At 39.1% G+C, this 20,053-nt stretch carries 18 protein-coding genes; 15 read left to right on the top strand and 3 right to left on the bottom strand.

Going from position 1 to position 20,053, the window contains the following annotated elements; translation table 11 throughout:
• The first annotated feature begins 434 nt into the window (after positions 1 to 434).
• The 8 genes from RMB03_RS16445 to RMB03_RS16410 all read left to right on the top strand — a co-directional run bounded on the left by RMB03_RS16445 (position 435) and on the right by RMB03_RS16410 (position 7,849).
• Positions 435 to 740 carry a YcgL domain-containing protein gene (locus RMB03_RS16445; RefSeq protein ID WP_311076963.1) on the top strand — a complete coding sequence of 102 codons (306 nt, stop codon included), beginning with the start codon at positions 435 to 437 and terminating at the stop codon, positions 738 to 740.
• The gene (locus RMB03_RS16440) at positions 733 to 1,119 is read left to right on the top strand and encodes a hypothetical protein (RefSeq protein WP_003651617.1); all 387 of its coding nucleotides are present in this window, start codon (positions 733 to 735) and stop codon (positions 1,117 to 1,119) included. Before RMB03_RS16445 ends, RMB03_RS16440 begins: the two co-directional genes overlap by 8 nt.
• A gap of 29 nt (positions 1,120 to 1,148) precedes the next feature.
• A complete protein-coding gene (locus RMB03_RS16435; RefSeq protein WP_311076962.1) occupies positions 1,149 to 2,000 on the top strand; it encodes a MoxR family ATPase in 852 nt (283 codons plus the stop codon).
• Positions 2,001 to 2,015: 15 nt separating this feature from the next.
• Positions 2,016 to 3,203, top strand: coding sequence for a VWA domain-containing protein (locus RMB03_RS16430; protein WP_311076961.1), 1,188 nt, complete (start codon positions 2,016 to 2,018; stop codon positions 3,201 to 3,203).
• 36 nt (positions 3,204 to 3,239) lie between these two features.
• Entirely contained in the window at positions 3,240 to 4,445 is a 1,206-nt protein-coding gene (gene trpB / locus RMB03_RS16425) for a tryptophan synthase subunit beta (protein WP_199990565.1), read from the top strand.
• 237 nt (positions 4,446 to 4,682) lie between these two features.
• Positions 4,683 to 5,687, top strand: coding sequence for a 50S ribosomal protein L3 N(5)-glutamine methyltransferase (prmB, locus tag RMB03_RS16420; protein WP_003651622.1), 1,005 nt, complete (start codon positions 4,683 to 4,685; stop codon positions 5,685 to 5,687).
• A 12-nt stretch (positions 5,688 to 5,699) separates the two neighbouring features.
• A complete protein-coding gene (gene aroC, locus RMB03_RS16415) occupies positions 5,700 to 6,791 on the top strand; it encodes a chorismate synthase (RefSeq protein ID WP_017390629.1) in 1,092 nt (363 codons plus the stop codon).
• Between the two features lie 332 nt (positions 6,792 to 7,123).
• On the top strand, positions 7,124 to 7,849 hold the full coding sequence (locus RMB03_RS16410; RefSeq protein WP_004642725.1) for a hypothetical protein: 726 nt from the start codon (positions 7,124 to 7,126) through the stop codon (positions 7,847 to 7,849).
• Between the two features lie 302 nt (positions 7,850 to 8,151).
• Here RMB03_RS16410 and RMB03_RS16405 read toward each other — a convergent pair whose 3' ends face one another.
• The gene (locus RMB03_RS16405; RefSeq protein WP_311076960.1) at positions 8,152 to 9,381 is read right to left on the bottom strand and encodes a GGDEF domain-containing protein; all 1,230 of its coding nucleotides are present in this window, start codon (positions 9,379 to 9,381) and stop codon (positions 8,152 to 8,154) included.
• Between the two features lie 319 nt (positions 9,382 to 9,700).
• Between RMB03_RS16405 and RMB03_RS16400 the strand changes: the two genes are divergently transcribed.
• A complete protein-coding gene (locus RMB03_RS16400) occupies positions 9,701 to 10,453 on the top strand; it encodes an iron-containing redox enzyme family protein (RefSeq protein ID WP_311076959.1) in 753 nt (250 codons plus the stop codon).
• Positions 10,454 to 10,502: 49 nt separating this feature from the next.
• Here the strand turns inward: RMB03_RS16400 and RMB03_RS16395 are convergent, their stop codons facing one another.
• Positions 10,503 to 11,642, bottom strand: a complete 1,140-nt coding sequence (locus RMB03_RS16395; protein WP_311076958.1) for a transcriptional regulator — start codon at positions 11,640 to 11,642, stop codon at positions 10,503 to 10,505.
• A gap of 156 nt (positions 11,643 to 11,798) precedes the next feature.
• Positions 11,799 to 12,785: a lipoyl synthase gene (lipA, locus tag RMB03_RS16390; protein ID WP_311076957.1), complete on the bottom strand. Its 987-nt coding sequence runs from the start codon at positions 12,783 to 12,785 to the stop codon at positions 11,799 to 11,801.
• A 357-nt stretch (positions 12,786 to 13,142) separates the two neighbouring features.
• Between lipA and RMB03_RS16385 the strand changes: the two genes are divergently transcribed.
• Genes RMB03_RS16385 through RMB03_RS16360 form a run of 6 tightly spaced genes read left to right on the top strand, consistent with a single transcriptional unit; the run spans position 13,143 to position 19,996 of the window.
• Positions 13,143 to 14,105 (top strand): thiamine pyrophosphate-dependent dehydrogenase E1 component subunit alpha, encoded by a 963-nt coding sequence (locus tag RMB03_RS16385; protein ID WP_004642729.1) that lies wholly within the window; start codon positions 13,143 to 13,145, stop codon positions 14,103 to 14,105.
• Positions 14,106 to 14,118: 13 nt separating this feature from the next.
• Positions 14,119 to 15,138 carry an alpha-ketoacid dehydrogenase subunit beta gene (locus RMB03_RS16380; RefSeq protein WP_311076956.1) on the top strand — a complete coding sequence of 340 codons (1,020 nt, stop codon included), beginning with the start codon at positions 14,119 to 14,121 and terminating at the stop codon, positions 15,136 to 15,138.
• A 1-nt stretch (position 15,139) separates the two neighbouring features.
• Positions 15,140 to 16,681 carry a 2-oxo acid dehydrogenase subunit E2 gene (locus tag RMB03_RS16375; protein ID WP_311076955.1) on the top strand — a complete coding sequence of 514 codons (1,542 nt, stop codon included), beginning with the start codon at positions 15,140 to 15,142 and terminating at the stop codon, positions 16,679 to 16,681.
• A 10-nt stretch (positions 16,682 to 16,691) separates the two neighbouring features.
• On the top strand, positions 16,692 to 18,095 hold the full coding sequence (gene lpdA, locus RMB03_RS16370; RefSeq protein ID WP_311076954.1) for a dihydrolipoyl dehydrogenase: 1,404 nt from the start codon (positions 16,692 to 16,694) through the stop codon (positions 18,093 to 18,095).
• A 27-nt stretch (positions 18,096 to 18,122) separates the two neighbouring features.
• Positions 18,123 to 18,908, top strand: coding sequence for an acetoin reductase (locus tag RMB03_RS16365; protein WP_311076953.1), 786 nt, complete (start codon positions 18,123 to 18,125; stop codon positions 18,906 to 18,908).
• Positions 18,909 to 18,937: 29 nt separating this feature from the next.
• Positions 18,938 to 19,996 (top strand): 2,3-butanediol dehydrogenase, encoded by a 1,059-nt coding sequence (locus RMB03_RS16360; RefSeq protein ID WP_311076952.1) that lies wholly within the window; start codon positions 18,938 to 18,940, stop codon positions 19,994 to 19,996.
• The last annotated feature ends 57 nt before the right edge of the window (positions 19,997 to 20,053 follow it).

Here is a 20,053-nt window from a genome sequence, read left to right as displayed (position 1 = left end):
ATTGAAACATATTGAGAATTTAAACCAGTTAAGTAATGTCTGCTAATGTTTATTAAGTGGTTAGAAGTTTTACTTAAATGTGAATTTAAAAAGGTAATAGCTAATTTTAATATGATAAATTTCATAGTATTAAAGGGTAAAAATATTAAAAACAGATCACAAAAAGTACTTAGTAACGAACGATTTCTTATTTTTTTCTAAAATTGTTTTTATTTTATTAAAATGAATAATTATATTTAATGTTTGAAATCATATATTTACTTATTTTTTATGAAAGCTGGCTTTTGTCTAGAACAAAGTTATTATCGACCTTAATCAACGTTGTGGGTTAATATTTCCCAAGAATTAAAAAAACGACTGATGCGTAAACAAACCTGCGTGGGTGAGTCGTTTTTTTTCATGTATGCTGTCCTTAGTTCAAGAGTTGATTTGAAATGCACTGTGATATTTATAGATCGAGCAAAAAAGATGAAATGTACATTTATATTGCTCGTCCAAACTATCCTGACGATGCGGAACAAGCTGATCCGTTTGAAAATATTCCTGAAGCTGTTTTACAAGCGTTTGGTCGTGCAACGTTTGTCATGCATTTAGAATTAGCTCCAACACGTAAATTGGCGCGTGCTAATGTTTTACATGTTTTAGACTCATTACAAACAAAAGGTTTCTTTATTCAGATGCCACCAGAAGGGTTAATTAACCCGAATGCGGTTGAACCAGAGGGCTTACGTGGTGCGTGAAAATCAAACTGGAATAATGAATCAATTATTCTCTTTTTTGGATTTTATTCCTGAAGATGCTATTGCTTTAACAGCTTATGGAATAGGCGCTATTATTGCTTTGTGGTGTTGGTGGCGATTAATGCGCCGTCTTCCTACAACTTTTGGTGCGATTAGCTGGCTTATTGTATTTGCTATTTTAGTCACACCAACCGTGTCTGAAGGGCCGAATGCATCGGTAGCACCTGCTATTTTTGGACTACTTTTTGGTGTTTTAACCAAAGATAGCCCTCTAATCTGGTCAAATTTATCTTTAATTCTGTTTGTAGTTGGTCTAGGTTTGGTTATTGGCTATTGTTGGTCAAAATATTCAACAAACAAAAGCATGCGTTCCATCTAACCATTGAAATAGAAAAATAAGGTCTTCACATGTCTGCTGATACCCAACATTTTACCGGTACAGATCAATATATCGCGACTGACAGTCTTAAGCTCGCTGTAAAAGCAGCCCGTGCTTTACAAAAGCCTTTACTGGTTAAAGGTGAACCTGGTACGGGTAAAACTTTACTTGCTGAACAAGTAGCAGAAAGTTTGGGCTTAAAACTCATTACTTGGCATATCAAATCGACAACCAAAGCACAGCAAGGGTTGTATGAATATGATGCTGTTTCTCGTTTACGAGACAGCCAGTTAGGTGATGACCGTGTTTACGATATTAAGAACTATATTAAACCCGGCAAATTGTGGGAAGCTTTCACCAGTGAAGAGCGTTGTGTCTTGTTAATTGATGAAATTGACAAAGCCGATATTGAGTTTCCAAATGACTTGTTGCATGAACTCGATAAAATGTCTTTTTATGTTTATGAAACAAGTGAAACCATTACGGCAACACAACGCCCAATTGTAATTATTACATCGAATAATGAAAAAGAGTTACCAGATGCTTTCTTGCGTCGTTGTTTCTTTCATTACATTGAGTTTCCAGATGAAGTGACCATGCGAGAGATTATCGATGTTCATTTCCCGAATATTTCTGCAACACTCGTCAACGAAGCTTTACAGGTTTTCTTTAAATTACGTGAAATTCCTAATTTGAAGAAACCACCATCAACATCTGAGTTAATTGACTGGTTAAGCTTGCTCATGGCAGATGATATGCCTGGAGATGTATTGCGTAATCGAGATACATCTAAAGCTATTCCACCTTTGTATGGTGCTCTCATCAAAAACGAGCAGGATGTGCAACTCCTCGAACGTTTGGCTTTCATGTCTCGACGTTAAAGGAGGGAATAACCCATGTTTGTGAGGTTATTTTACACCCTACGTAAATACGGTGTTCCAGTTACAACTCGTGAGCTTATTGACTTAAACCGGGCTGTAAGTGAAGGTTTAGTTTTTGCCGATCAAGAAGAGTTCTATCAACTTGCTAAAACTATTTTAGTTAAAGATGAACGCTTTTTTGACAAGTTTGATCGTGCCATAAAAGACTACTTTGACGGTATCGAAACCTTTGATCTGGATGAGTTACTCAAGCAAGTTCATAAACTACCAAAAGACTGGTTCGATTTAGAGCTTCTAGAAAAACATTTAACTCCCGAACAACGAGCAAAACTCCAAAAAGCAGGTTCCTTAGAAGAACTGATGAAAATGCTGGAAGAGCGGTTACGCGAACAGCATAAGAAACATCAAGGCGGCAACCGCATGGTGGGTACAGGTGGTACTTCACCTTTTGGGGCTTTTGGTGATCATCCTGAAGGTGTTCGAATTGGTGGGCCGGGTCGTAAACGTTCGGCTGTTAAAGTATGGGAACAGCGTAAATATCAAAATCTAGATGACGACCAAGTTCTTGGTACTCGTCAGATGCAAATTGCTTTGCGCCGTTTGCGTAAATTTGCGCGTCAAGGTGCAGCTGAAGAGTTGGATGTTGACGGTACAATTCGTGAAACAGCCAAGCAAGGTATTCTTGATGTTCAAATGGTACCAGAGCGTCGAAATCGAATAAAAGTGCTTATGTTGTTCGATGTAGGCGGTTCTATGGACGCTCATATTGCCCAATGCGAGAAACTCTTTAGTGCCGCTAAAACTGAGTTTAAGACACTTGAGTACTTTTATTTCCATAATTGTCTCTATGACTATGTTTGGAAAGATAATCATCGCCGCACAGCTACCCGTATGAATACATGGGATCTATTTCACACTTATGGACGTGACTATCGTGTAATTGTAGTGGGTGATGCCAGTATGGCACCGTATGAGCTGAAATCGGTGGGTGGCTCGGTTGAATATATGAATGATGAGACAGGTGAGGTTTGGTTACGCCGCTTACGTCAACATTTTGATAAAACAGCTTGGTTGAATCCTGAAACTGAAGGGTATTGGCATTACACTCAGACCATTGGCTGGATTAAAGAAATTTTTGAAAATCATATGTACCCAATGACGCTAAAGGGCATTGAAGATATGACTCGCTACCTTTCTCGATAAGCTTAATAACTTTAATAATTTAAAAAGAGAGATGATATGCAACATCAAATTAACGGTATTGCTTTGCCGAATGAACAAGGATTTTTTGGTGAATATGGCGGACAGTTCATTCCTCCACATTTAAAAGAGGCAATGGATGAGATTAATGTTGCTTATGAAGAGATTCGCCATACCCCTGAATTTAAAAATGAATTGGCAGATCTCTTTACTAATTATGTAGGCCGTCCAAGTCCTTTATTTCATGCGAAGCGTCTTTCTGAACAGTTAGGCGGTGCACAGATTTATTTAAAGCGCGAAGACTTAAATCATACGGGCGCACATAAAATCAATCACTGTTTAGGTGAAGCTTTACTTGCCAAGTATATGGGCAAAAAGAAAGTTATTGCTGAAACAGGTGCTGGTCAGCATGGGGTTGCTTTGGCAACAGCTTGCGCCTTAGTGGGCATTCCATGTGAAATTCATATGGGGCAAGTAGATATTGAAAAAGAACATCCAAATGTGGTCAAAATGAAAATTTTGGGTGCTCATTTGGTCGCAGTAACACGCGGTACAGCAACATTAAAAGATGCTGTAGATAGTGCATTTGAAGAATATTTAAAAGACCCCAAAAACTTTATATATGCGATTGGTTCCGTCGTGGGTCCACATCCATTCCCTAAAATGGTTCGTGATTTTCAATCGATTATTGGTACAGAAATTAAAGAACAAACACATCATCGTTTTGGAAAAAATCCAGATTATGTTGTGGCATGCGTCGGCGGCGGTTCAAATGCAATAGGCGCATTTACTGCATTCTTAAATGATCCCGATGTAAAGCTGGTAGGCGTTGAACCAGCTGGACATGGTTTAGACACCCATATGCATTCAGCAACACTAACTTTAGGTAAGCCAAGTCAAATTCATGGTATGGCCTGTTATGTCCTTGAAAATGAGGACGGTGAGCCTTTGCCGGTGCATTCTATTGCTTCAGGACTTGACTACCCAGGTGTTGGCCCACAACACAGTTTTTTAAAAGATTTAGGTCGTGTTGAATATAGCACTGCAACTGACCAAGAGTGCTTAGATGCTTTTATGACACTTTCTCGTGTTGAAGGCATTGTTCCTGCGCTTGAAAGCTCACATGCTGTCGCATGGGCAATTCGTGAAGCTCCCCAATTAGCAAAAGAAACCATGATTGTAGTGAATCTATCTGGGCGTGGAGATAAAGATTCTGATTATGTCGCTGAAAAGCTTAAGCTTTAAAACTCATTAAACTTTAGAAGCGGTCCATCATTTAAGGGCCGCTTTTTATTTTGAATATCTAAATTAAAATTTAATTAAAGTTCATCATTTTATAATTAAAACAAAGTATTCTGATTTTAACGTGTGATTGTTCGAGTTAGGCGTGTAAAACTCCGGTTCACAAGGCAAAGCGTTGCTTTGCTGTACCTCACTCAGTAGAATAGTCACTTTGCAAAATTTGCCTTTGGAGACGCCTAAGTGGAGCGACCGACGATTAGCCCTGAAAATTTACAGGAAGCGGCTGAAAATTTATCAACAATTCGAGATTTTATTCGTTTTGGGGTATCAGCATTACGTCAACATGATGCACATTTAGGACAAGGTACTGAAGATTATTTTGCAGAAAGTTCTGCATTAGTTTTACAAACCTTATCTCTTGAATGGTCAGCAGACGCAGAAATTCTAGATGCGAAGTTATTACCAAGCGAGAAAGCAGAATTTTTAAGCTTATTGGAACGCCGTATCAATGATCGTATTCCAACATCTTATTTATTAAACCTTGCTTATTTCTTTAATAAACCATTCTATGTAGATGAGCGTGTACTGATTCCACGTTCACCAATTGCAGAATTAATTGAGCAACGTTTTGCACCATATTGTTTAGATGAAAATGGTCAAATGCGCGAAGCTCTCAATAATTTGCCAGAAAATGCAAAGCCTAAAACTCCGCACCGTATTTTAGATATGTGTACAGGTTCTGGATGTATTGCAGTCGCTTTGGCTTATGCTTATCCAGACGCTGAAATAGATGCAACTGACATCTCTAAAGAAGCTTTAGAAGTTGCTTCAATTAATACTGAGCACCACAATAAGCAATATCAAGTTGCATTGCTTGAGTCGGATCTATTCGCCAAGATTCCAGCTGAAAATCAGTATGATTTGATTGTAAGTAATCCACCGTACGTCGATGCTGAAGATATGGCTGACTTACCAGAAGAATTTTTACATGAACCTGAACTTGCATTGGCAGCGGGCCAAGATGGTTTAGACTTAGTTCGTAAAATGCTTGCACAAGCGGCAGATTACTTAACTGAAGATGGTCTTATTGTCATTGAAGTAGGTAATTCTGAATGGTCTATGCGTCAGAACTTTAATACGATTGATTTCAACTGGCTCACTTTCCAAAAAGGTGGTTCAGGTATTTTTGCTTTGACTGCTGAACAGTGTCGCCGTTATAGAAAACTATTTGAAGAGCAAATATAAGGAGTTGGGCATATGGCAGGGAATAGTATTGGACAACTCTTTCGTGTAACTACTTGTGGTGAGTCTCATGGCGTTGGCTTAATGGCAATTGTTGATGGTGTGCCACCGGGCCTTGCGTTAACCGAAGAAGATCTACAAAAAGATCTAGACCGTCGTAAGCCAGGTACATCAAAATTTGCGACTCAGCGCAAAGAGCCTGACCAAGTTGAAATTATTTCAGGTGTATTTGAGGGTAAAACCACTGGTACACCAATCGGTTTATTGATTCGTAATACTGACCAAAAATCGAAAGATTATGGCAATATTGCCCAAACTTTTAGACCTGGCCATGCCGACTATACATATACGCAAAAATACGGTTTCCGTGACTATCGTGGCGGGGGCCGTTCAAGTGCTCGTGAAACTGCTATGCGTGTTGCAGCAGGTGCAATTGCTAAAAAATATTTAGCAGAAAAATTTGGCGTTTTGATTCGTGGTCATGTGACACAAATTGGTAATGAAGTTGCCGAAAAACTAGATTGGAATGAAGTTCCAAATAATCCATTTTTCTGTGGTGATGTAGACGCTGTTTCGCGTTTTGAAGCCTTAGTGACTTCTTTACGTGAACAAGGAACAAGCTGCGGTGCAAAGCTAGAAATTTTAGCTGAAAAAGTTCCTGTGGGTTGGGGCGAACCTGTTTTTGACCGTTTAGATGCTGACATTGCTCATGCGATGATGAGTATTAATGCTGTTAAAGGTGTTGAAATTGGTGATGGCTTTGCAGTTGCTGGACAGTTTGGTCATGAAACACGTGATGAAATGACCAGTAATGGCTTTTTAGCGAATCATGCAGGCGGTATCTTGGGTGGTATCTCAAGTGGTCAGACCATTCGAATCGCTATTGCACTAAAACCAACAGCAAGCATTACGACACTAGGTAAAACGATTAATTTAAATCGTGAAGATACAGATGTGTTGACTAAAGGTCGTCATGATCCTTGCGTAGGTGTTCGAGCAACTCCAATTGCTGAAGCAATGTTAGCAATTGTTTTGATGGATCACTTCTTACGCCATCGCGCACAAAATGCAGATGTGATTCCACCATTTGCTCCAATCGAACCATAGTCATAATTTTTGACTAAAGTAAATAAAACCCCATATTTAAATTAAATATGGGGTTTTAAATTTTTATTCCATTGAGTTTTATTAAATTTTAAATTATTTTCTTGTCTTATAATATTTATATAAATATAATATTCTGCGAATTATTTTTGAGTATATTCATCTGTAGAACTTGGCAATTAAATCTTGTTAATTTTTACTGCACCCGATATCTATATTTATCACTGAAAGTTAATTTACTTAAATTGCTTTTATATAAGTTTATTACATATTTAATTTTTTATTACTTTAAACAAAGAATTTTCAAAGTCATCATTGAAATTGGGGAAATATCAATGAATCAGTGCACATATAGAATTGGCTGTATGTCAAAGGATAGGCTATTGCCTAAAAATTTAGAGGCAATGATAAAAGTTATTCATGACTTATCTTTGTCATCTCACCTTGTGGGGAATTGGATATATAGTGAAGATAATCCTGATATACATATTATTGATTTAGATAGTGGTTATACCAATATTCTTATTCCAAAAAAAATTAAGATCGTATTAAGTAATAATCCTGAGCTTTTAAAGGGCTATCAGTATGGTTTGAAGAGACCAATAAGATATCAGGAACTTCTCAATATTTTACAAGATATTGAGAAGAATGAATATTTTAAAACAAGTCATCAAGAGCGTATAATAAATAATGAGAATATAGTGTCTAAAGATCATTTAGAGACAAAAATTCTTTACAAGCTTGTCTGTTATCCAAACTTTAAAAACATTCATGCGGAGCAGATTGTTAATGTCACTAGAGTTTGTGCCTTATTATCTATTGAGTCAAAAACAGCCCAAGAAATTAAGAGGTTTTTGAATTTATCTATTGATGAAATACAAAAAATTATAGAAATAATAAAAAAAGAAGCCTATCCAAATTATGAAACAATACATGAGAATATTGTTTCGATTTTACCATTTTCAACTGAAGCTATTTCCACAGTACCGCAAAGAATAGAACAAAATTCACTATTTTATTTTTTAATTAAATTTTGGAAGAGGTTGAAAGGCGAGCTCTAATTAAATGGAATTTTTTCTATATTAGATTATCTGAATCTAGTAATTTTCATTATATAAAAACAGGATGTTGATGTATTGAAAGTTGCTAAATTTATTAAGTTTATATAGGTCATTTTTAACAGATGGTTTAAACTTAAATAAAAGAGGTTTTGGTACGTACTGGTTCTAAATGACATTTTAGCTTTACCACGGATGGAAAAGCTAATTGTTTATTTCTAGTCATTTTAATTTTAAAAGAAGCTATAAAAGAAGTTAAGAGAGATAATAATTAGTCAAAAGTCATTTTGAATAGAAGTCTGACCTTAAGTTAAATCTACAATTTGTTCTTCGTTTACAGCAATCTTATATTGATTACGCCCATTAGTTTTTGCTTTATACAAAGCATGGTCAGCACGAGCCACAAAAGCAGAAATTGAATCGTTTAGACGAGGAATGGTGGTTGCCACTCCAACACTAATGGTGACATGTGGTGAAACATCACTGCATGGGTGCTCAATTGCAATTTTATCAATAGCATTCATTAAACGTTCAACTTGGATCAAGGCTTGCTGATTATTTGTCATTGGGAATAAGAGTAAAAATTCTTCACCGCCATAACGAGCAACTAAATCACCACTGCGTGCAGCAATAGAAGAAATAGCAATTGCGATTTCTTTTAAGCATTCATCTCCCTTTAGATGTCCTAAAGTATCGTTGTATGCTTTAAAATAGTCGATATCGACCATCATGATGGTCAGGGGCATTTCATGTCGTAAAGCACGGCGCCATTCATTATCAAGTGTTTCATCTAGATAGCGTCGATTGGCTAAACCGGTGAGTGCGTCTTGTTGTGAAAGTAAAGATAATTGCTGTGCTTGCTGCATCAGTTCAATACGATTCAGTTCAATCATGCAGTTTTGTAAATAGTTTTCTCTATGTTGACGGTCAGTTGCATAGGCAAGGGTCATTCCTAAAAAACTACTGAAGGTGTAAGTCCGGTTCAAGAAGGTCCAGTCGATCACCCCATTTAAGTAATTACTTGCCAAAATCCCAACAAGTCCACCCATCCATCCAGCAAATATGGCGGTATAAAAGCGCATACCTACCGCACCATAGATAATCACAATCGCATACATCATCGCTGCATGAAAAAGAACATTATCTTGGCCATTCTCAATTACGTTGATTAAAATAAAGGTAATTGCCACAGCTAAAGCTGAACCGACTCCTACATAATAATCAAAATACTGATTTAATTTTTTAATAAATGATAAAATCCAGGCGATAAGAATGATTATACCTACCCAAGAATAATAGCTAAACCAGGGTAAAACTTGCTCAGTTGGTAAAACTTGATATATACCAAAGCTTAAAAAAATATATAATATTAAAATAATAGGCGCTCTATAGCGGAACTCATAGGCAGCACCATTTTGGTATTGAAAACGATAAATCGTTTCAAGCTGCTTTGGAAACCATACGAAATTTAATCCTCGTGTGGTTAATAAATCTATTTGTTCCTGTCCCAATATATTGGAACCCTGCAACTTCATAATTAATGCTCACTATATTGGAAGTTGTCATAAAATGAGACTTATTTTAGTAAAGTTCCATCTAAAAATATTGATTATATAATGTGTGATTTATTCAAAATAATAATACAGTTTTTTTAAAAAAGTAATGATTTTTATCTAAGTTAAATGTGATAAAAATCACGACATTTCAACGATTAGCGTAACAATTATCTAAAGATTCACAATCCATCGAAAAAAGTTACAAATGGTCGATTAACGATTGTATCTTTATCATTTTCGGATAGACTTATACCGTGAAATACAGATGATTGCTGTCATATAAATAGGAAAATTAGCAATGACTGCTCTAAATCAATATGGAATGCATTTAGAAATTACACCGCATAATGGATGGTCACAGCAGTTCTGGGATGGCCTGCTACCAGCGAAAGAACGGGTGAGTAAACATCCGTTTTTTTCGGAAATGGCCAATGGGGGATTGAGCCTAGATAGTTTCCGTTATGCTTTACTTAATTTCTATCCATTAGTCGCGCATTTCCCGTCATATATGGCAGGGGCGTTAGGCAAAGCAACGGGGTTTTCTGAACCTGGCGTTACAGAAGCACGAGATTGGTTAATCCAGAATATTAAGGTGGAAGAGCGACACTTAAAATGGTATCGCGACTGGGCTGGAGGTTTTGGCTTAACTGTTGATGAGCTTGATCATGTACGACCGCCAGCTGCGATGAATGCGGTGAACCATTTCTTATGGAATATGAGTCATCGTGGTAATTTAGCAGAATGCCTTGCTGCAACAAATCTGGCAATTGAATGGGCAACTGGGGATTGGTCGATTCAGGTCTATAAGGGTATTCATACCTATACTGATCATCCTGAAGTAACGATTGATAAACGTTCTTTAGCTTGGTTGCGTGCGCATGCTCACTATGATGATCTTCATCCTTATGAAGCCATGGAGCTGATTAAGCGTTTATGTAATGATCGCCCCGACTGGCAGCAAAAAGCATTTCATGCCGCGGAAGAAGGGCTGCGGTATTATGAATTAGCCTTAGACGATTGTTATAAGGTACAGCTTCAAGCCTCTGCTTGATCTTATCTTGAAAAAGGGAGGATATCGTATGGATATTCTCCCTTTTATTTTATTCGAGTAGTTTTAACAATTTTGTTCGATAAGGCGTTTCTTCAGGTAATAACTCTAGCAAACGTTCTACTGCATCGACACGGTCAGGAACACGGCTTACGACTCGTAATAATTGATCAACATCTTCAATCTGATAAATCACATGACTTAAGCGAGCATCAAAACAGTCTCTCCATGCACATAAAAATGGGCTTTCCGATTTAGCTAAAAAACTCCCTCTGTAGAGTGTTAGTGTTGTCGATGTAAAGCCTAAATTTAATGCTTGCTCCGCCATTAAAAAATCACATTGAATTTCACAGTTAAGTCTGTAAGGGCGAGACTCGATCACATCGGGAATTAAGTTTCTGAGTTGAGATAGTTCTGCTTTTAAAGTGGTGGTACTTACAGGCCGATCACCATATAAAGAATAGTGAAGCTCTTCAAGATTAATACCTTCAGGGCACAGTGTCAGAATGCACAGAATCTCAATTTGACGTTGAGTTAAAGTAAGGCTGCGTTGGTTATATTGAACTTTTGGAGTTCCAAAGGCCTTAATGTATAAAATATTTTTTTGGTGAAGCTGAATTGCTTGTTTAACAATGTCAGCACAACGTTCAACAGCCAAAAGACCTAACGAGTTATGCTTCTGATATTTAGTCGATAAATTCATAATCCCATAAAACTGGCCTGTGTTTGCATCGGTAATCGGCGCTGCATAGCAGACCCAATCTCTTACACTATTCATTTGGTTTTCGTGTGAGTAAACGCAGTTAGCTGAATGAGTATTTAATGCTAAACCAATTGCATTTTGTCCTACTGCCTGAGTAGACCATTGACCGCCTTCAACAAAATGAACTTGCTCTGCCGAAGAGCGCATTGGATGACTGCTCCATGTCCAAAGTAGAGTGCCATGTGGGTCGGTTACACCAATTGCCATATCGGCATCTTCGGCAATATGCATTAAGTTTCGGTGACACTCATGAATAGAACGTCCGAATAATGAATGTTCCCATTCTTCGGTTAGGTCAAATATAGGTGCTGCTTCAAGGTCAACTGATGGCTTTTTTCCTAAATATTGAGAATGAGATGACTTTTCTGGCCGAAATAAAGACGGCTTAGTATCTATAAAAGGCGATGATAATTGTTCTGACATATCCATATCGAAATTCCTTTATCATTGAAATGGCGTATCCGTAGCCGCTCAACCGTTATAACTTTTTTATTGTGACTATTTCCTCGTTATCTCCTTACCTTAAATACTTTTATAAGTCTTGACCATTAGCCTATTGGATAAGTTTTGTTAATTACATGATCCTTAAGATAAGACATCTTTTCGACTAAAAGGCTTTGGTACTGCTTCTCCAAAATATTGTCGATCAGCAAAATAGCTTGAACGGACCATCGGTGCACTCCAGATATTTTTAAAACCTAGCCGTTTGCCATGTCGCGTATATCTTTCAAATTCTTGTAAATTTACAAATCGATGAATCGGTGCATGTGACTTTGAAGGCTGCAAGTACTGTCCAATGGTAATAAGGTCTACCTGATAATCTTTTAAGTCGTTCAGTAGGGCAAGCACTTCTGCTTCAATTTCTCCTAATCCAACCATTAAACCAGATTTGGTTTTGATATCGGGACAATATGCTTTAAAGCGTTTTAGTAGTTCCAATGAGTGTTGATAGTCTGAGCCTGGACGCATTGCTTTATATAAACGAGGAACAGTTTCAATATTGTGATTAAAAACATCGGGAGGAGATAAGCTCAAAGTCGAAAGAGCTGTCTCCAAACGACCGCGAAAATCGGGTACCAAAATTTCAATCAAAGTTTCTGGACAGCGTTTTCTGATCTCTTCAATGCACTTTACAAAATGAGCAGCGCCACCATCATGTAGATCATCACGATCTACAGAGGTAATCACTACATATTTTAAGTTTAAGTTTGCTACTGTTTCGGCCAAATGTTTAGGTTCATCTTCGTCTAGGGGTTTTGGGCGACCATGAGCGACATCACAGAATGGGCAACGTCTGGTGCAGATATCACCCATAATCATAAACGTTGCTGTACCTCCACCAAAGCATTCCGGTAAATTCGGACATGCCGCTTCTTCGCAAACGCTATGTAATTTTTGCTGACGTAAAAGGTTTTTTATACGTTTAATTTCTTCAAAATCTGTAATTTTTGCTCTAATCCACTCAGGTTTAGTTGGCAACTCTTCTGTTGGTAAAACCTTAATTGCAATACGGGCGACTTTATCAGCTCCCCGTAATTTAATACCAGTTCCCACTTGTCTTTTAAAATCCATATTAATAATTCCATTTTAAAACTTACTTAAACTCCTGCCTATTTAATTTAAAGACTAATTTAAATTTCCTTAATAAGTCACAATTAATTATAAACACAGGGTGTGGCGAGTATTATAAAATAACAAAGGTTGGTTAAAGGTTTGTTTTGCAAGCTAATGAAAATTATAAAATTTTTTTAAATTTATTTTGAGTTGTTAAGTTTTTGAATTTAATAATTTAATTGGAAATATTTTAAATAAAAACTTTTTAGTCTAATAGATCAATTATTGAATTTAAGTTTAAGTATTTATAGCGAATTAGTATTTTCGCTTGAAACTTGGTTGATTTTTAAAATCAAGATAATAAAGGAAAAGGATATGCAATTAACGGAAGAGCAATTACTCGCAGCATATAAAAGCATGCGTGATATTCGTGAATTTGAAGATCGACTTCACGAAGAAAATACCAATGGTGATATTCCCGGCTTTATTCACTTATATAGTGGTGAAGAGGCTGTAGCAGTCGGTATTTGTGAGAATTTAACGGATAAAGATTACATCACTTCAACCCATCGTGGCCATGGACACTGTATTGCAAAAGGCTGTGACATTCACGGCATGATGCTGGAAATTTTCGGTAAAGATGATGGGCTGTGCCGAGGAAAAGGCGGCTCTATGCATATTGCCGATTTAGACAAAGGCATGCTTGGCGCCAACGGGATTGTGGGTGGTGGACCTCCTTTGGCAATTGGTGCAGCGCTAACAGCTAAAACCTTAAAGACAGGCGGTGTCGGGCTTTCTTTTACAGGTGATGGCGGTTCAAATCAGGGGCTTACCTTTGAAGCGATGAACATGGCTGTCGTACTTAAACTTCCTGTGATTTTTGTCTTTGAGAACAATGGGTTTGGTGAGGGTACAGGTCATGACTACGCGGTAGGAAGTAAAGACATTGCAGGGCGTGCGGCAGGTTTTGGTTTGCCAGCAGTTAAAGTCGATGGTACTGATTTCTTTGCTGTATATGAAGCGGCTCAAACTGCCATTGAACGTGCACGCCGTGGTGAGGGGCCAAGTGTTATTGAAACCATTACTAACCGTTTTTATGGACATTTTGAAGGTGACCCAGGGCTCATTCGTTCTAAAGAAGAAGTCGACTTTGTTAAAGAAAATAAAGACCCTTTGAAAATTTTCCGAGAAAAAGTTAAAGGCAAAATTGATGAAGCTAAATTAGACGAGATTGATGCAGTGTCTAAGGCAAACGTTGATGATGCAGTTGCTAAAGCTCGTGCTGCGGCATATCCAAAACCAGAACAACTCCTTACCGACGTCTATGTCTCTTACTAAAGGAATAGTAAAGATGCCAAATAAAAGTTTTCGTAATGCGATTAAAGAAGCCATTGAATCAGAAATGCGCCGTGACCCAACTGTTTTTGTTGTTGGGGAAGATGTGCGCGGTGGACATGGCGGTAAAAATACCGAAGATAACCAGCTTGAAGGTTTCGGTGGTGTGCTCGGTGTAACTAAAGGTTTGTGGACAGAGTTTGGTTCGGAACGTGTTATTGATACACCAATTACTGAATCTGCAATTATTGGTATGGCGGCTGGCGCTGCTGCAACTGGTTTACGTCCTGTTGCCGATCTAATGTTTATGGATTTCTATGGTGTGTGTCATGACATGCTCTATAACCAAGCCGCTAAATTCCGTTACATGTTCGGTGGAAAAGCAAAAGCACCAATGGTGGTACGCGGTATGATTGGTGCTGGTTTTTCGGCAGCAGCTCAGCATTCTCAGTCACCATATAACGTATTTGCTGCGGTTCCAGGCTTAAAAGTTGTGGTTCCATCTAGCCCATATGATGTGAAAGGACTTTTAATTCAAGCAATTCGAGATGACGATCCTGTCGTGTTCTGTGAGCACAAAATGCTCTATGACATTAAAGGTGACGTTCCTGATGAAACCTATACCATTCCTTTTGGGGTAGCAAATTACACCCGTGAAGGTACAGACGTGACCATTATTGCTTTAGGTTTGATGGTACACCGCGCTAATGAAGTAGCAGATAAGCTAGCAAAAGATGGTATTTCGGTTGAAGTAGTAGACCCTCGAACAATTTCGCCTCTTGATGAAGAAGGAATTTTAGAGTCCGTAGCATCGACAGGGCGTGTTGTGATTGTGGATGAGTCAGCGGCACGCTGTGGTTTTGGTCATGATGTTGCTGCATTGGTTGCACAGAAAGGTTTCCATTATTTGAAAGCACCTGTTGAACTCGTAACGCCACCACATACGCCTGTTCCATTCTCTCCAGTTTTAGAAAAAGAATGGATTCCAAGTGTAGAGCGTATTGAGCAAGCTGTACGAAAAACATTGGAGGCTTAGGATGAGCGAAATTAAAACGCTGGAGATCCCGAAATGGGGATTATCCATGGAAGAAGGCACGATTGCCCAATGGTTAATTAAAGAGGGTGATAGCTTTAATAAAGGCGATGAAATTTGTGAAATTGAAACCACAAAAATCGTCAATGTATTAGAAGCACCTTTTGCGGGAACACTGCGTAAAATCTTAGCAAAAGACGGTGATACTTTACCTGTAGGCGGTCTTATTGCTGTGTGTGCTGAAAGCCAAGTTTCTGATGCAGAAATTGAGAAGTTTATTGCATCACTAGGTGGTTCAGCAGCTAAAGCACCTGAAACATCTTCAGAACAAAGTAAAGCGGAAACATCTGCACCTGCTGTTGTTGAAAAAAATGCTCAATCTCAGTCTATTGCTGCAAGTACTTCAGCTCCAGTAAAAGCAGCTAAAGGTGATTACGCTGTACCCGAGTCGTTACAAGGCTATCAAGCATCTAATGAGCTTTTTGCAACCCCGCATGCATTAAAGCTTGCAGAAAAGCACAATGTGAACTTAGCAAAAGTCACAGGTTCTGGTCGTGAAGGACGTATTAGTGTTCAAGACATCCAGAAAGCTGTACAAACTGCTGGAGGTCAGTGGTCTGATGTTAAGCAGCAACATCAAGCTAAAGTAGTTAAATCTACGGCTGATGATAGTCGAGTTTCAGCGACACCTGTAGCACGCCGTTTAGCAAAACAATGGGGTATTAATCTCAATGATTGCCGTGTTTCAGGTACCAGAGGCCGCGTTTGCAAAGAAGATGTTGAAGCGGTTTACAACCGTAATAACCCAACGGTGGGAAGTGAACATTCTACTCAGTGTGCTGTTGCTCAACCACAATCGACAATTACGACTGTCGCAATGAATGGTATGCGTAAAGCGATTGCTTCACGCTTGCAAGCGGCAAAACGTAATGCGCCACATTTCCGTCTTGTAGTCGATCTAAACGTGGAAGCACTTCAAAATTTACGTAAGCAGATTAATGAGAGTGTTCCACATGTGAAACTTTCTATTAATGACATGCTCATTAAAGCAGCTGCTGCTGCACTGATTAAAGTACCTGAGGTAAACGTTCAATTTGATGAGGCGACTCAATCAATTTTACAGTTCTCTCAAGCAGATATTTCGGTGGCCGTAGCGATTCCAAACGGTTTAATCACACCAATCGTGAAAGCCGCTAATCAGAAGTCTTTAGCACAGATTTCCGATGACATGCGTGATTTGGCAACGCGTGCCAAGACTGGCAAGTTACAACCTGATGAATTTCAGGGAGGCAGCTTTAGCATTTCAAATTTAGGAATGCTAGGCGTTAAACAGTTCGATGCCATCATTAATCCACCACAAGGCGCAATTATGGCATTGGGTGCTTCAGAACCACGTGCTGTCGTTGAAAGTGGAAATGTTGTGGTTCGTGAGATTGTCACAGCGACATTGTCATGTGATCACCGAGTCATTGACGGTGCTGTAGGTGCAAAGTTCTTGGCCAGCTTTAAGCAGTTTGTTGAAAACCCTGCTTTAATTTTGGTGTAGGAGAACCCGCATGTCAGAAACTCAATTCGATTTGATTGTGATTGGTGCGGGACCGGGTGGATATGTGGCTGCAATTCGTGCAGCCCAGCTCGGGCTAAAAACCGCAATTGTAGAAGAACAACATTTGGGCGGAATATGCCTGAATTGGGGGTGTATTCCAACTAAAGCTTTACTTGCAGGGGCAGAACTTGCAACTCAATTTAAAAATGCTGCGCAGTTTGGCTTTCAGGTATCTCAACTCGATTTTGATATTCAAAAGCTTGTCCAACATAGCCGACAAGTTTCGGCACAGTTAGTACAAGGCATTGATTACTTGCTTAAAAAGAATCTGGTGACTGTTTTTAATGGTCGTGCCGAAGTTACGGCTAAAGAAAAAATTGAAGTGACCGATGCTCAAGGTAAAAGTCAGGCTTTAAGTGCACCATATATTATTTTGGCAACCGGTGCTAAGGCTCGACATATTTCTCAGCTTCCTGTCGATGGAACTTATGTCTGGAGTTATAAAGAAGCGCTTATTCCAGAAGAACTGCCAAAAAGCTTACTCGTCGTTGGTTCGGGTGCAATTGGTAGTGAGTTTGCCAGCCTTTATCAAGACTTGGGATGTCAGGTCACGCTTATTGATTTAGCCAAGCAGATTTTACCAACCGAAGATGCAGAAGTTGCTCAATTTGTCAGAAAACAGTTTGAACAAAAAGGAATGAAAGTCTTAACGGATGCTGTTGTTCAAAGTATTCAAATTGAAAATGGGCAAGTTCACTGTGTAATTGAAACAGCAAATGATGTTCAAACAGTCGTTTTTGACCGTGTGCTTTCGGCAATTGGTGTACAGCCTAATATTGCAGGACTAGGACTGGAACGTTTAGATGTAGAACTGAATCCACAAGGTTTTGTGGCAATTGATGACTATTGTAAAACCAATGTGGCTGGTCTCTACGCCATTGGTGATGTTGCTGGAGCACCGTGTCTTGCCCATAAAGCAAGCCATGAAGCCGTGATATGTGTTGAAAAAATTGCTGGCGTGGCAAACGTGCATTCACTCGACCGTAGCCAAATTCCGGGTTGCATTTTTACTCATCCACAAGTGGCTAGCATTGGTCTGACTGAAAGTGCAGCAAAAGCGCAGAACCTACCTGTCCGAATCGGCAAGTTTTCTTTAACTGCGAATGGCAAAGCTTTAGCAATTGGAGATGCGTCAGGTTTCGTTAAAACTGTCATACATGCAGAAACGGGTGAGCTACTTGGTGCACACATGGTGGGCCATGAAGTGACCGAGCACATTCAAGGTTTCGCAATTGCTAAATATCTAGAAGCAACTGATGAAAGTCTAGCTCAAGTAATTTTCCCACATCCAACATTATCAGAAGCCATGCATGAATCCATTTTGGCTTCAATGCAACGAGCGATTCATATGTAGAAATTCTGCATTTACAGGAGTTGAAAAATGGTTAAGGGATTAAAAGATAAAGTCGCTTTAGTGACGGGAGCAGCTCAAGGCATTGGCCGTGGGATTGCCCTGCGCTTGGCGCAAGAGGGTCTGCACATTGCATTGGTCGATATGAAACAAGATCGACTCAATGCTGTACAGCAAGAGATTCAAGCTTTAGGCGTAAATGCCAGTACGTTTATTGCCGATGTCAGTGACCGCGAACAAGTGTATGCCGCTATAAATCATGCTGAGCAGACACTTGGTGGCTTTGACATCATGATTAATAATGCTGGAATTGCTCAGGTTCAGGCTATTGCAGATACGACACCAGATGAATTTCACAAAATCGTTGATATCAATATTGGCGGTGTACTGTGGGGCATACAGGCTGCTGCTGCAAAATTTAAGCAACGCCAACATAAAGGTAAAATCATTAATGCTTGTTCAATTGCAGGCCATGATGGGTTTGCTTTGCTGGGTGTTTATTCGGCAACCAAGTTTGCAGTGCGTGCGCTTACACAAGCCGCAGCAAAAGAATACGCAAGTCACGGTATTACGGTAAACGGATATTGTCCCGGAATTGTTGGAACCGACATGTGGGTTGAAATTGATAAACAGTTTGCTGAAATTACCGGTGCGGCTATAGGTGAGACCTATAAAAAATATGTAGAAGGCATTGCTTTAGGTAGAGCCCAAACACCAGAGGATGTCGCTGCATTAGTTGCTTTTCTAGCAAGTGAAGATTCAGATTACATTACGGGTCAATCGATTTTAACGGACGGCGGAATTGTCTATCGTTAAAACAACATCCTGATTTGAGGGAGATAATAATGAAAGCAGCGCGTTTTTATGACAGAGGCGATATCCGTATTGAAGATATCCCAGAACCAGAAGTCACTCCCGGCACTGTAGGCATTAAGGTTGCTTGGTGTGGAATTTGTGGTACAGATTTGCATGAATTTATGGAAGGACCGATTTTTATTCCACCGTGTGGACATCCTCATCCTATTTCAGGCGAATCTGCGCCAATCACCATGGGACATGAGTTTTCAGGTGTCGTCTATGCCGTAGGTGAAGGTGTTGATGATATTGAAGTCGGTCAACATGTGGTCGTAGAGCCTTATATTGTGGCCGATGATGTTCCGACTGGGCCGGGAGATAATTATCATCTTTCCAAAAACATGAATTTTATTGGTTTAGGTGGTCGTGGCGGAGGTCTATCGGAAAAAATTGCGGTTAAACGCCGTTGGGTACATCCAATCTCTAATAAAATTCCACTTGATCAAGCTGCATTGATTGAACCGTTATCGGTTGGTCATCATGCTTATGTCCGCAGTGGTGCGAAGGCTGGTGATATTGCTCTGGTTGGTGGTGCAGGGCCAATTGGTTTATTACTTTCGGCAATTTTAAAAGCGAAAGGGCTTAAAGTCATCATTACCGAGTTGAGTGCAAAGCGTAAGGAAAAAGCCAAAGAGTCGGGAGTTGCAGATTATATTTTAGACCCATCAGAAGTTGATGTCGTTTCTGAGGTCATGAAAATCACCAATGGTGGTGGCGTCGATGTTGCATTTGAATGTAGTAGCGTTAACAAAGTTCTAGATACTTTGGTTGCGGCAGTGAAACCAACAGGCGTGATAGTGATTGTTTCGATCTGGAGCCATCCAGCATCAATTAATGTGCATAGTGTGGTGATGAAAGAGTTGGATGTACGAGGTACAATTGCCTACGTCAATGACCATCAGGAAACCATTAAGCTGGTTGAAGAAGGTAAAATAAATCTGGAACCTTTTATTACCCAGCGTATTCAACTTGATGATTTGATTTCCCAAGGTTTTGAAACCTTAATTCATAACAATGAGTCCGCCGTTAAGATTATCGTACAGCCATAAATAAACCTTAAATCTAAAAAGAGCGATAATTCGCTCTTTTTTATTGGTTGAATAAAG

This window comes from Acinetobacter sp. V91_7 (assembly GCF_031799075.1).
Classification (GTDB): Bacteria; Pseudomonadota; Gammaproteobacteria; order Pseudomonadales; family Moraxellaceae; genus Acinetobacter; species Acinetobacter calcoaceticus.
This window is presented reverse-complemented; position numbering and strand designations above follow the sequence as displayed.

What these genes read in the sequence shown, in the direction of transcription:
- RMB03_RS16445 (WP_311076963.1), top strand. Translation starts at nt 435, where the DNA reads ATGCACTGTGATATTTATAGATCGAGCAAAAAAGATGAAATGTACATT.
- RMB03_RS16435 (WP_311076962.1), top strand. Translation starts at nt 1,149, where the DNA reads ATGTCTGCTGATACCCAACATTTTACCGGTACAGATCAATATATCGCG.
- RMB03_RS16430 (WP_311076961.1), top strand. Translation starts at nt 2,016, where the DNA reads ATGTTTGTGAGGTTATTTTACACCCTACGTAAATACGGTGTTCCAGTT.
- trpB (WP_199990565.1), top strand. Translation starts at nt 3,240, where the DNA reads ATGCAACATCAAATTAACGGTATTGCTTTGCCGAATGAACAAGGATTT.
- aroC (WP_017390629.1), top strand. Translation starts at nt 5,700, where the DNA reads ATGGCAGGGAATAGTATTGGACAACTCTTTCGTGTAACTACTTGTGGT.
- RMB03_RS16410 (WP_004642725.1), top strand. Translation starts at nt 7,124, where the DNA reads ATGAATCAGTGCACATATAGAATTGGCTGTATGTCAAAGGATAGGCTA.
- RMB03_RS16405 (WP_311076960.1), bottom strand. Translation starts at nt 9,381, where the DNA reads ATGAAGTTGCAGGGTTCCAATATATTGGGACAGGAACAAATAGATTTA.
- RMB03_RS16400 (WP_311076959.1), top strand. Translation starts at nt 9,701, where the DNA reads ATGACTGCTCTAAATCAATATGGAATGCATTTAGAAATTACACCGCAT.
- RMB03_RS16395 (WP_311076958.1), bottom strand. Translation starts at nt 11,642, where the DNA reads ATGGATATGTCAGAACAATTATCATCGCCTTTTATAGATACTAAGCCG.
- lipA (WP_311076957.1), bottom strand. Translation starts at nt 12,785, where the DNA reads ATGGATTTTAAAAGACAAGTGGGAACTGGTATTAAATTACGGGGAGCT.
- RMB03_RS16385 (WP_004642729.1), top strand. Translation starts at nt 13,143, where the DNA reads ATGCAATTAACGGAAGAGCAATTACTCGCAGCATATAAAAGCATGCGT.
- RMB03_RS16380 (WP_311076956.1), top strand. Translation starts at nt 14,119, where the DNA reads ATGCCAAATAAAAGTTTTCGTAATGCGATTAAAGAAGCCATTGAATCA.
- RMB03_RS16375 (WP_311076955.1), top strand. Translation starts at nt 15,140, where the DNA reads ATGAGCGAAATTAAAACGCTGGAGATCCCGAAATGGGGATTATCCATG.
- lpdA (WP_311076954.1), top strand. Translation starts at nt 16,692, where the DNA reads ATGTCAGAAACTCAATTCGATTTGATTGTGATTGGTGCGGGACCGGGT.
- RMB03_RS16365 (WP_311076953.1), top strand. Translation starts at nt 18,123, where the DNA reads ATGGTTAAGGGATTAAAAGATAAAGTCGCTTTAGTGACGGGAGCAGCT.
- RMB03_RS16360 (WP_311076952.1), top strand. Translation starts at nt 18,938, where the DNA reads ATGAAAGCAGCGCGTTTTTATGACAGAGGCGATATCCGTATTGAAGAT.